General features: G+C 73.0%; 11 protein-coding genes. 2 read left to right on the top strand and 9 right to left on the bottom strand.

The window, feature by feature from the left end; genetic code table 11:
- Window positions 1–724: PTS sugar transporter subunit IIA (locus GKQ77_RS18675; RefSeq protein ID WP_219690021.1), on the top strand; the 724-nt coding region annotated here is incomplete at its 5' end.
- A gap of 85 nt (window positions 725–809) precedes the next feature.
- On the opposite strand, the gene GKQ77_RS18670 is transcribed toward GKQ77_RS18675, so the two are convergent.
- From GKQ77_RS18670 to GKQ77_RS18640, 8 genes are all read right to left on the bottom strand, one after another.
- Window positions 810–1,769, bottom strand: coding sequence for a cation diffusion facilitator family transporter (locus GKQ77_RS18670; RefSeq protein WP_219690019.1), 960 nt, complete (start codon window positions 1,767–1,769; stop codon window positions 810–812).
- A gap of 111 nt (window positions 1,770–1,880) precedes the next feature.
- On the bottom strand, window positions 1,881–3,032 hold the full coding sequence (manA, locus tag GKQ77_RS18665; RefSeq protein ID WP_219690018.1) for a mannose-6-phosphate isomerase, class I: 1,152 nt from the start codon (window positions 3,030–3,032) through the stop codon (window positions 1,881–1,883).
- Between the two features lie 17 nt (window positions 3,033–3,049).
- Window positions 3,050–3,172 (bottom strand): hypothetical protein, encoded by a 123-nt coding sequence (locus GKQ77_RS33470; protein WP_258021535.1) that lies wholly within the window; start codon window positions 3,170–3,172, stop codon window positions 3,050–3,052.
- Window positions 3,169–4,368: an SIS domain-containing protein gene (locus GKQ77_RS18660; RefSeq protein WP_219690015.1), complete on the bottom strand. Its 1,200-nt coding sequence runs from the start codon at window positions 4,366–4,368 to the stop codon at window positions 3,169–3,171. Before GKQ77_RS18660 ends, GKQ77_RS33470 begins: the two co-directional genes overlap by 4 nt.
- Window positions 4,369–4,503: 135 nt before the next feature.
- Window positions 4,504–4,680, bottom strand: a complete 177-nt coding sequence (locus GKQ77_RS18655; protein ID WP_125513137.1) for a Trm112 family protein — start codon at window positions 4,678–4,680, stop codon at window positions 4,504–4,506.
- Between the two features lie 316 nt (window positions 4,681–4,996).
- The gene (locus GKQ77_RS18650) at window positions 4,997–6,361 is read right to left on the bottom strand and encodes a phosphomannomutase/phosphoglucomutase (protein WP_219690013.1); all 1,365 of its coding nucleotides are present in this window, start codon (window positions 6,359–6,361) and stop codon (window positions 4,997–4,999) included.
- 128 nt (window positions 6,362–6,489) lie between these two features.
- The gene (locus GKQ77_RS18645) at window positions 6,490–8,106 is read right to left on the bottom strand and encodes an L-lactate permease (RefSeq protein ID WP_219690011.1); all 1,617 of its coding nucleotides are present in this window, start codon (window positions 8,104–8,106) and stop codon (window positions 6,490–6,492) included.
- A 225-nt stretch (window positions 8,107–8,331) separates the two neighbouring features.
- On the bottom strand, window positions 8,332–8,757 hold the full coding sequence (locus GKQ77_RS18640; RefSeq protein ID WP_125513140.1) for a DUF3499 domain-containing protein: 426 nt from the start codon (window positions 8,755–8,757) through the stop codon (window positions 8,332–8,334).
- Window positions 8,758–9,018: 261 nt separating this feature from the next.
- Between GKQ77_RS18640 and GKQ77_RS18635 the strand changes: the two genes are divergently transcribed.
- On the top strand, window positions 9,019–9,501 hold the full coding sequence (locus GKQ77_RS18635) for a metallopeptidase family protein (RefSeq protein WP_258021533.1): 483 nt from the start codon (window positions 9,019–9,021) through the stop codon (window positions 9,499–9,501).
- Between the two features lie 44 nt (window positions 9,502–9,545).
- On the opposite strand, the gene GKQ77_RS18630 is transcribed toward GKQ77_RS18635, so the two are convergent.
- Window positions 9,546–11,042 carry a DUF5719 family protein gene (locus GKQ77_RS18630; RefSeq protein ID WP_219690009.1) on the bottom strand — a complete coding sequence of 499 codons (1,497 nt, stop codon included), beginning with the start codon at window positions 11,040–11,042 and terminating at the stop codon, window positions 9,546–9,548.
- Window positions 11,043–11,077 lie beyond the last annotated feature (35 nt).

The raw sequence follows: 11,077 nt of genomic DNA, 5'->3' as shown, positions 1-11,077 counted from the left end.
GCCGTCGGCTCAGCCTGCGGCTCCCGCTCCGGCTCCGGCTTCGAGTTCGGCTTCGGATTCGGCTTCCGCTGCGGCTTCGGCTTCCGCTTCGGCTCCGGCTTCCGCTTCGGCTTCGAGTTCGGCTTCGGCCCCGGCTTCCGCTCCGGCTCCGGCTTCGACCCCGGCTTCCGCTCCGGCTGCGGCTTCGGCTTCCGCTTCGGCTCAGCCTGCGGCTCCCGCTTCCGCTTCGGCTCCGGCTCCGGCTTCCGCTTCGTCGGCCGACGCCACCGAAGTCCTCTCCGGCTATCTCACCGAGCGGACCGTGAAGGTCCAGTTGGCCGCTCGCGACAAGGACGCGGCGATCCGGGAGATGGCCGCGCTCCTCGCCGCCACGGGCCGGGTCAACGACGTGGAGGAGCTGGTGCGGACCGCGCTACGGCGCGAGGAGCAGGGGACCACCGGGCTCGGCGAGGAAATCGCCATTCCGCATGCCAAGACCGATGCCGTGGACGCGCCCGTCGTGGGGTTCGCCCGGTCTGCGGAGGGCGTCGAGTGGGGGTCGCTCGACGGTACGAAGGCCAAGCTGATCTTCATGATCTCCGTGCCGGAGGCGGCCGCCGGGGACGAGCATCTGCGGATCCTCGCGCTGCTGTCGCGGAAGCTGATGGACACGGGCTTCCGGGAGCGGCTGGTGGCGGCGCCGGATGACGTCGCGATCCTTGACGTGCTGCGGGAGGTCCAGTAGGCCCCTCCCCAGTACCGAGATGGGGCCCCGCACCAGCAAGGTGCGGGGCCCCATCGACGTACGTACCTACGTACGAGAGCGAGGGTCAGTGGGCGCCGGGTGACTTTCCGGGGTTGGTGCCCTCGGCTGCCGCCGACTCGCTGAAGATGTCCGGTTCGAGGTAGATAACGCGGGCGATCGGGACCGCGGCGCGGATGCGGTCCTCTGCGGCGTTGATCGCGGCGGCGACCTCCGCGGCGGTGTCGTCGTGCTGGACGGCGACCTTCGCGGCGACGAGCAGTTCCTCGGGGCCGAGGTGGAGCGTGCGCATGTGGATGACCTTGGTGACCGTGTCGCCGTCGACCAGGGCCTTCTCGATCTTCTCGACCTGGTCGACGCCCGCGGCCTCGCCCAGCAGCAGGGACTTGGTCTCCGCGGCGAGGATGATCGCGATCGCGATGAGCAGGACGCCGATGCAGAGCGTGCCGATGCCGTCCCAGACGCCGTCGCCGGTGGCGAGGGCGATGCTGACGCCGCCGAGGGCGAGGACCAGGCCGACCAGCGCGCCGAGGTCCTCCAGGAGGACGACCGGCAGCTCGGGGGCCTTCGCGCGGCGGACGAACTGCGTCCAGGAGAGGTTGCCGCGCAGGAGGTTGGACTCCTTGATGGCGGTGCGGAAGGAGAAGGTCTCCGCGATGATCGCGAACACCAGGACGCCGACGGGCCAGTACCAGTGCTCGATCTCGTGCGGGTTCTTGATCTTCTCGTAGCCCTCGTAGATCGCGAACATGCCGCCGACCGAGAAGAGGACGATCGAGACGAGGAAGGCGTAGATGTAGCGCTCGCGGCCGTAGCCGAAGGGGTGTTGCGGGGTCGCCTCGCGCTGGGCCTTCTTGCCGCCGAGGAGCAGCAGTCCTTGGTTGCCCGAGTCCGCGAGCGAGTGGACGCTCTCGGCGAGCATCGAGGACGAGCCGCTGAAGATGAACGCGACGAACTTCGCCACCGCGATCGCGAGGTTCGCGGCGAGTGCCGCGACAATCGCCTTTGTTCCGCCTGACGCGCTCATAAGTGCCGGGGGTCCCTTCGCCTTCGTGTGTGCCGGGCCGTCGCTGATGAGAAGTGCTTTGCCCGCCCTTTGCGGTGGGTCATTGTTGCAGCACGGGAGGGTATCGGCGCGTCAGGCCACCACAGTGGCCCGGAAAACCGTGCCTACTCCGGACACTTCGGCCTTTTCCCCGGCGGGGACGAATGCGGACTGTCCGGGTGTCAGGGGCAGTTCGCCCGCGTGGACCGTGCCCGCGGTGCAGAGCAGGATCTGGGGGGTGGCGGCGGTGAGGTCGTGCGGGGCCGCGCCCTCGGGCAGGACGAGGCGGGAGAGGCGGAACTCGTCGATCGGCGTCTCGTACACCTCTTCGCCCGCGGGTGACGCCTCGGGGCGCAGGACGCCCGGGTCGGCCGCCTCGAAGCGGACGACGCGCAGGAGTTCGGGGATGTCGACGTGTTTGGGGGTCAGGCCGCAGCGCAGGACGTTGTCGGAGTTGGCCATGATCTCTACGCCGAGGCCGTCGAGGTAGGCGTGCGGGACGCCGGCGCCGAGGAACAGGGCCTCGCCGGGCTGGAGTCGTACGTGATTGAGGAGCATCGCCGCGATGACCCCCGGGTCGCCGGGATAGTGGTGGGCGAGGTCGGCGTACGGGGCGTAGGCGCCGCCGAGGCGCTGGGCGGCGGCCGTGAACGCGGTGACCGTCTCGGCCATCTGTTCGGGGTCGGCACTCAGCACGGCCGTCAGCACCTCGCGCAGGGCGGCCTCTTCGGGGTGGGCGCGCAGCAGGTCGACGTACGGCTTGAGGGAGTCGACGCCGAGGGCCTCCAGGAGGTCGGCGGTCTCGGCGGGGGCGCGGAAGCCGCAGAGGCCGTCGAACGGCGTGAGGGCGCAGATCAGTTCGGGTTTGTGGTTGGCGTCCTTGTAGTTGCGGTTCGGGGCGTCGACGGGGACACCGCGGCGCTCCTCGTCGGCGTACCCCTCCTTCGCCTGCGCGAGGTCGGGGTGCACCTGGAGGGAGAGGGGGGCGCCCGCGGCGAGGACCTTGAGGAGGAAGGGCAGTCGCGGGCCGAACTTGGCGACCGCCTCCGGGCCGAGCTCGCGCTCCGGGTCCGCCTCGATGACCTCGTTCAGCGCGCCGCGCTCGGTGCGCGAGGGCGCGCCCGGGTGGGCGCCCATCCACATCTCGGCCTGCGGGTCGCCGCTCGGCTCGACGCCGAGGAGCTGTGCGAGGGCGGTCGTGGAGCCCCAGGCGTAGGGGCGGATGGTGTTGGTGAGGCGGTCCACGGAGGGGGTCTCCCTTGCTACTGCTGCGTACGCGAATGCTGGGCTGCGGCCCTGACCGAGGCGGGCGCGGTCCGGTGCCGGGCCGTGAACGGGGCGGCCCGGTGCCGGGCCTGGACCGGCGCGGTCCCGTGCCCGGTCATGATCGGCCCCCCGAGGCGAGCGCCAGGTAAACGGCGGCGAAATCCGTGACGGCGATCAGCTCCGCGAGCGCTTCCAGCTCGTCGCCCGCCTCCGGCTCCAGCTCGCTGAGCGCCACGTCGTGGCCGTGCGCCAGCTCGCGGGCGGCGGGGGCTGCCGAGAGGCCTCCGGCGTCGACCGGGCGGTCGCGGAGCAGCACCACGCGCGCGCGGAGGGCGGCCTGGTCGTCGACGCGGTCGCGGAAGAAGTCGTCGGTGTCGTCGCCGCCCCCGGGGTTGCCCGAGAGGAGCGCGCCGTGGGCGGGCAGGGCCTCGGGCAGCTCGCAGGCGAGCGCGGCGTGCCCGGCCAGCTCGGCGAGGGTGGCGGCGAAGCGGCGGCCGGCGGCGCCCGCGGACTGGCCCTCGGTCCAGATGAGCGGGAGCGCGTCGGCCAGCTCGGCGGCGAGCGTCTTGGCGGGGTTGCTGTACGTGGAGATGGCCGGACCGCAGCGTTCCGCCACGCGGTCGAGGCGGTCGGCGACCTTCTGGAGTACGTCGACGGGGGCGGCGATCAGGCCGGTGCGGTCCAGGAGCACGAGGAGCGGGACGAGGAGCGCCCACAGGGTGCAGGGCGCGCCGGGCGCGGCCTCGTCCTCGACGCGGCGTGCCTCATACGAGCCGGAGTCCCGGTCGGTTTCGTCGTGCACGCCTTCGTAAGCGCCGTACGGCGAGGTGGCCAGGGGGACGGTGAGGCCGTGGCTGCCCTCCACGCCCTCTGCGAGGGGGGTGCGGGCGGGGGCGACGGCGACGACCGTGCAGCCGCGGCGGTACGCCTGTTCGGCGAGGAGGGTCAGGCCCGGTTCGGTGCCGTCCGGGGTGGCGATGAGCAGCAGGTCCACGGGGCCGACCCAGCCGGGCAGTGCCCAGCGCAGGGCGCCCGCGGCGGGGGCGACGCCGGTCGGGGCGAGCCGCACGACGGGGCAGCCCGCTCCGGCGAGGCCGTCGAGGAGGTCCGCCACGCAGACGGCGGCGGTGCCCGGGCCCGCGATCAGGATGGCGCGGGGGCGGCCGTCGGGCTTGAGGTCCGTGAGACCGGCCTCCGTGGCGTGCCGGATCGCGGTGCGGACGCGGGCGCCCGCTTCCGCCGCGCCGCGCAGCAGTCCGCGGCGGTCGGCGCGGGCCAGCGCCTCGGGTTCGTCGAGCAGCGACTCGTCGAGCATGGGGGTGAGGCCTCCGATCGCCGTGCGCGGCTTCGCGCGCTGCTGGGTCGTGCCGGGGCGGGTGCCCTTGCGCGGGGTGCGCTGCCCGGGTCCCCTGCGGGGGTGCCGAGCGGGACGCCTCTGCGCGGGGCGCCGTCAGGCGGGGCGGCGGGCCTCGTCGACCAGGAGCACGGGGATGCCGTCGCGGACCGGGTAGGCCAGGCCGCACTCCTTGGCGTCCGCCGTGCAGATCAGCTCGGTCTCCGTCTCCTTGAGGGGGGCGTGGCAGGCCGGGCAGGCGAGGATCTCCAGGAGGCCGGCTTCGAGCGCCATGGGGTGGGTCCCTTCGAGCTGATGTGGTGAGGTTTCGCGGTTCTGTGAGGCGGTGGCGCGGCCTCGTGGTGCGGGGCGCGGCGGGTCCTGCGGGTGCGGGACTCCCGGGCCCCGTGGGTGCGGGACGCCGTGGCCCCCGCGGGTGCGGAACGCCGCGGTGCCGCCTCACAGGATGCGGCCTGGTCAGCCTACCTCCGTGGGAGGCGGCCCGTGGGGGGTCCTACCTCCGTGGGAGGCGGCCTGTGACGGTGTCCTGCCTCCGCGGGCGGCAGCCTGTGACGGTGTCCTGCCTCCGCGGGCGGCAGCCAGTGGGGCGTCAGCCGCGGATGATCGCCAGGGCCTCGTCGCGGGCCTTGGCCATCGTGGCCTCGTCCCGCGCCTCGACGTTGAGCCGCAGCAGGGGCTCGGTGTTGGAGGCCCGGACGTTGAACCACCAGTCGGCGGCGGTCACCGTCAGGCCGTCCAGCTCGTCCAGGGTGACGCCGTCCTGGCCCTCGTACGCCGTCTTGATGGCGGCCAGGCGGGCGGTCTGGTCGTCGACCGTGGAGTTGATCTCTCCGGAGCCCGCGTAGCGGTCGTACTGCGCGACGAGGCCGGACAGCGGGCCGTCCTGCTCGGCGAGGGCCGCCAGGACGTGGAGGGCGGCGAGCATGCCCGTGTCCGCGTTCCAGAAGTCCTTGAAGTAGTAGTGCGCGGAGTGTTCGCCGCCGAAGATCGCGCCGGTCCGCGCCATCTCGGCCTTGATGAAGGAGTGGCCCACGCGCGTGCGCACGGGCGTGCCGCCGTTCTCCTTGACGACCTCCGGGACCGACCAGGAGGTGATCAGGTTGTGGATGACCGTGCCCTTGCCGCCGTGCTTGGCCAGCTCGCGGGAGGCGACCAGGGCGGTGATGGCCGAGGGGGAGACCGGGGCGCCGTTCTCGTCGACCACGAAGCAGCGGTCCGCGTCGCCGTCGAAGGCGATGCCGAGGTCGGCGCCCTCCGCGCGCACGCGCTCCTGGAGGTCCACGATGTTGGCCGGGTCCAGGGGGTTCGCCTCGTGGTTGGGGAAGGTGCCGTCCAGCTCGAAGTACATCGGCACCAGCTCCAGGGGCAGGCCCTCGAAGACGGTGGGGACTGTGTGCCCGCCCATGCCGTTGCCCGCGTCGACGACGACCTTCAGCGCGCGGTTGGCCCTCAGGTCGACGAGGCCGCGCAGGTGCGCCGCGTAGTCGGTGAGGGTGTCGCGCTGGGTGAGGGTGCCCGCGCTCGCCGCGTCCTCGGGGCCGCCGGTGGCGAGCCAGCCCTCCACGAGGGCGCGGATCTCCGCGAGGCCGGTGTCCTGGCCCACCGGGGCGGCGCCCGCGCGGCACATCTTGATGCCGTTGTACTGGGCGGGGTTGTGCGAGGCGGTGAACATCGCGCCCGGCAGGTCCAGCGCGCCCGAGGCGTAGTACAGCTGGTCCGTGGAGCAGAGCCCGATCTCCGTGACGTCCACGCCGCGTGCCGCCGCCCCGCGCGCGAAGGCCCGCGAGAGGCCCGGCGACGAGGGGCGCATGTCATGCCCCACCACGATCGCGTCCGCCGCCGTGACCTGCGCGAAAGCGGCCCCGAACAATTCCGCGAGCGATTCGTCCCACTGGTCCGGGACCACCCCGCGAACGTCGTACGCCTTCACGATCTGGGACAGATCAGCAGTCACGGCCAACCCTCTCTGCAAGCTCTGCGAGTGACGTCGGTACGTCGGTCACCCCACGTCGGTCGTCCCAAACTACCCGCAACCACCGACATCGAACTCGTGCGGCGATCAAGCCGCGCCCCGGCCCCTGCTCACGGCAGCATCCACCCGAGCACCGCCGTGCTCTGCCCCACCACGATCAGGCACATCACCAGGAGCAGACCGAGGCTCCACGGCAGCACCTTGCGCAGCAGATCGCCCTCCTTGCCCGCGAGTCCGACGGCGGCGCACGCGATCGTCAGATTCTGCGGAGAGATCATCTTGCCGAGGACGCCGCCGGAGCTGTTGGCGGCGGCGAGCAGTTCCGGCGAGAGCCCGGACTGCTGAGCGGCCGTCACCTGGAGCGCGCCGAAGAGGGCGTTGGCGGAGGTGTCGGAGCCGGTCACCGCGACGCCGAACCAGCCGAGCACCGGTGAGAGGAAGGCCAGGCCCGCCCCCGCGGCGGCCACGTAGTGCCCGATCGTCGCCGCCTGGCCCGAGAGGTTCATGACGTACGCGAGCGCCAGCACGGAGGTGACGGTGAGGATCGCGAAGCGCAGTTCGTGGACGGTGGCGGCCCATTCCCGTACCGCCACGCGCGCGTGCACCCCGATGACCGCGGCCGTGACCACCCCGGCGAGCAGCACGAGCGTGCCGCCCGTCGCCAGGAGCGGCAGCGAGAAGACGTTGCCGCCGACCGGGTCCCCCGAGGGGTCGGCGACCTCCAGGAGGGGCCAGTCGAAGGTGCGGGTGGCCTTCGTGAGGAGGTCCTTGACGGCCGGTATCTGCGCGAGGGAGAAGACGGCGACGATCAGGGCGTAGGGGGCGTAGGCGCGCAGCACCTCGTGGCGCGGGTCGTCGTGGTCGAGGTCTTCACTGCGTACGCCCGTCAGGACCGCGGCGCGTACGGGCTCGGCGGCCGGCCTGCGCGCGTGCGGCACCGCCACCAGCGCGCCCGCGCCCGCCAGGGCCGCGCCGATGTCGGCGAGCTGCGCGGAGACGTAGTTGGAGGCCGCGAACTGGGCGGCGGCGAAGGCGAACCCGCACGCGAGCGCGGGCACCCAGGTCTCGCGGAGGCCGCGCCGCCCGTCGACGAGGAACACCAGGAGCAGCGGGACGACGAGGGCGAGCAGCGGGGTCTGGCGGCCGACGACCGTGGCGACGGTGTCGAGCGGGATGCCGGTGACCTGAGCCAGCGTCACCACGGGCGTGCCCATGGCTCCGAAGGCGACGGGCGCGGTGTTGGCGACGAGGGCGACGATGGCGGCACGCACGGGGTCGAAGCCGAGGGCGACGAGCATGACCGCGCTGATCGCGACGGGAGCCCCGAAGCCGGCGAGCGCCTCCAGGAGCGCCCCGAAGCAGAAGGCGATGACGAGCGCCTGGATGCGGGGGTCGTCGGAGAGCCGCCCGAAGGAGCGGCGCAGGATGTCGAAGTGCCGGGTGCGGACGGTCATGCGGTAGACCCACAGGGCGTTGACGACGATCCACAGGATGGGGAAGAGCCCGAAGAGGGCCCCTTGCGCGGCGCTGGAGGCGGTCTGGCCGAGCGGCATGCCGTACGCGAGCCAGGCGACGAGGACGGCGACCGCGAGGCCGATGAGGCCCGCCCGGTGCGCCTTCATGCGGACGGCGCCGAGGAGGACGAGGACGGTCAGGAGGGGCAGGGTCGCGACGAGTGCGGACAGGCCGAGCGAGTCGGCCACGGGCTCCAGTTGCTGCACGAACACGGAACGCCTCCCGGCTGTGGGGTGGCGAAATCGTCACGGCCTCGACGGAGGGACGTCAACGTGCCGGAGGGCGAGGATGGCGAAGATCCAGTGAAGGGCCGTCAGGAGTGCGGCCCGCTCAAGAGGTCCAGTGAAGGGCCGTCAGGAGTGCGGTCCGCTCAGGGGCCAGGAGTGCCGCCCGCTCAGCAGGAGCCCGGCCCGTTCAGCACCGAGAGTCCGGCCCGCTCAGGAATCCGGCGAGCGCAGCACCCGGAGGTGGCCGCGCCGCGCGACCTCCATCGGGTCCGCCGAGCGCCGCCCGCTTCCGCCCGCCTCGGCCGCGCGCTCCTGGGGGCGTGCCGCCTCGCGCACGGCGTTGGCGAGCGCTTCGAGGTCGTCGCCGGAGGGGCGGGCCGGGCCGGAGGCGTCGGCGAGCCTGACGACCTCCCAGCCCCGGGGCGCGGTAAGGCGCTCGGAGTGCTCGGCGCACAGGTCGTAGCAGTGGGGTTCGGCGTAGGTGGCGAGGGGGCCGAGGACCGCGGTCGAGTCGGCGTAGACGTACGTCAGCGTCGCGACGGCGGGACGGCCGCAAGCGGTGCGCGAACAGCGACGTACAGGGCTCACGACGTTGGACGGTACCGCACTCTTGAGCGGGCCGCGACGACTCTCCACGAGGTCACTCCCCCGTGTCGTGCGGTGATCCTTGAACCAGTGGGCCGCGAGGGCGCGGCGTTGACCTGCGCAGACGCCAGTGACCAGAGGGGCGGGTGGTGTTGAATCCGGTCACCACATGGCGGGAATCAGGTCATTTGGCGCGAGAACGACGGTCCGGAGCGATATGGAATCGAGTCCAAGCCTGGCCGGAACGGTCAGGAAGCGACATGCCGCGCACCGCGCGGAAAGGGGGATTCCGAGGACTACGCTTCGTCAGTGATGGACGACCCCGTACAGCCGATGGACGACCCCGTGCAGCTCCCCTCCGCAGAGCCGAGGCCCCGTCGCCGCGACCGCCACGGCCGGGGCATGCGCGGGCCCGTGGCGCCGCCCCAGGTGCCGCTCTCCGCGAGCCGCGCGGAGGCCTTCACGGACCTCGTGCAGGACTCCGTGGAGCGTCTTGAGCGGCGCTGGCCGCAGCTCGCGGATATCGAGTTCCTGGTCCTGGAGGTGCCGCCCCTGGGTGGCCCCGGCGGGCCCGACGGGGAGTGGCAGGACGAGGCGGTGCCGCTCGGCGGCTCGCTCTCGGCGTCCGAGGGGCGGCCCGCCCGCGTCGTCATCTACCGCCGCCCCGTGGAGATCCGCACCAAGGGGCGCGACGAGCGCGCCGCCCTGGTGCACGAGGTGGTCGTCGAGCAGGTCGCCGATCTGCTCGGCCTCTCCCCCGACTCTGTCGATCCGCGCTACGGCGACGAGGACTGACGCACGGCGGCGTCTACCGCTGCAACACTGACGCATGGCGGCGCCTACCGCTGCAACACCGTCAGGTCCCGCTCCGCCTCCGGCACCGCCACCGTCCCCCGGTCGTCCGGCAGCGTCTGGACGGTGAACATCGGGACGCCGTCCTCGGGCAGCGCCAGCATCCGCGAGCCGTAGACCTCGCCGCCGGACAGCGGCTCCACCGTGAGGGCGTAGGCGCCCTTCAGGCCGGCCGGTACCGGCGGCCTCGCGATCTCCAGCGTCGTGCCGCCCTTGACCGTGTACGTCTTCGTGGCGGGCGTGCCGCCCTCGGTGCCGGGTGAGGCCGTAACCTTCACCTTCGCCGACTTGCCGGGGGCCACCAGGGAGAGCGTGGAGCCCTTGGCGCGGTTGTCGGCCACTGTCGCGCGCGTGCCCGCCGCGTTCGTCGCCGGGATGAACGCCGTCTCCTGGGCGCTGCCCTTGCCGCGGGTGACGCGCAGGGCGGCCACCACGGGCACCGCCTTGTCGGTCGGCGAGAGCAGCAGCGAGGCGGCCTCCCCCTTGGTGACGTCACCGAGGTCCACGGCGGCGGTCATACCGGCCTTGACGTGCAGGTTCTCATGTCCGGCCGGGGTGATCGTGCCGGTCGGCGAGGCCAACTGGAGCTTCAGGTCGGCGTCGTCGGAGCCGGGTGCGAAGGCGACAAGGCGCACCGAGGTGGCGTCCTTGGGGATGCCGGGCAGCACGGCGTCGGGCGCGGGGTCGGCGGTGGCGGGCAGCCAGTCGCCGCCCAGCTTCTCGTCGGCGGACTGCACGGCGGCCGCGACCCGGCCGCTGCGCGCGGTCACGTGCATCGTGAGGTTCGGGTACTGCTTGTCGGCGAGCGTGGAGAGCAGCACGGGGACGCTGGAGTGCGGCTGGACCTGGATGGCCTCGCCCACCTGGGAGGTGACCTCGCCGTCCGGACCGAACAGCTCCACGTCGACGACGGCCGCCGAGTCGTCGGGGTTCGTCAGGTGGATGTAGTCGCTGCGGCCCTTGGCGGTGCTCGCGGCCGGGAACCAGAAGTCGGTGTCGGGCGCGGTGCAGTTGGTGCCGTGCGCGCCGCGCCCGGTGCCCGCCGAGTACGTCGTGGTCTGCTGCACGGTCCAGCCGGGGGCGAGCGCGCCGTCGGCGGTGCCGATGAGCGCGGGCGCCTCGGCGCCGGACTCCTCGCCGCCGACCGCCTCGCCCGGCTTCTTCTGGGTCAGGAAGGGCTTGGTCTCCTTGCCCTTGGTGCCCTCTTGCGGAACGTCCGTCAGCTGCTTGAGCACGGGTACGAGTGCGGCCTTGCCCGTGCTCGCGGCGCCGCGCGACTTCGGGGTGTAGGCGGTGTACGAGGTCTCGGCGAGGTCGGAGGCGCTGGGCACCGGGCAGAGCAGGCTGGTGCGCTCGACGGGCAGGCGTGCGGCGGCCTTCGCGGGGGCGTCGTCCTTGCCGTCGGGGCCGCTGGACGTGGCGTACCCCGTGACGGCGCCGAGCGCGACGACCACGGCGATCAGGGACTGGGTGGTGCGGTTCACTGCTGGCTCCCGTCGGGGCGCTCGCTGTCGGTGGC

The sequence above is a fragment of the Streptomyces anatolicus genome (assembly GCF_019400875.1).
In the GTDB taxonomy this organism is placed as follows: Bacteria; Actinomycetota; Actinomycetes; order Streptomycetales; family Streptomycetaceae; genus Streptomyces; species Streptomyces anatolicus.
Note: the sequence above shows the minus strand (reverse complement) of the source record. Positions and strands in the feature narration are given on the sequence as shown.

Excerpts from the sequence above, each read along its gene's own strand:
- GKQ77_RS18660 (WP_219690015.1), bottom strand. The coding sequence starts at position 4,368 with ATGCTCGACGAGTCGCTGCTCGACGAACCCGAGGCGCTGGCCCGCGCC.
- GKQ77_RS33470 (WP_258021535.1), bottom strand. The coding sequence starts at position 3,172 with ATGACCGGGCACGGGACCGCGCCGGTCCAGGCCCGGCACCGGGCCGCC.
- GKQ77_RS18655 (WP_125513137.1), bottom strand. The coding sequence starts at position 4,680 with ATGGCGCTCGAAGCCGGCCTCCTGGAGATCCTCGCCTGCCCGGCCTGC.
- GKQ77_RS18670 (WP_219690019.1), bottom strand. The coding sequence starts at position 1,769 with ATGAGCGCGTCAGGCGGAACAAAGGCGATTGTCGCGGCACTCGCCGCG.
- GKQ77_RS18635 (WP_258021533.1), top strand. The coding sequence starts at position 9,019 with ATGGACGACCCCGTACAGCCGATGGACGACCCCGTGCAGCTCCCCTCC.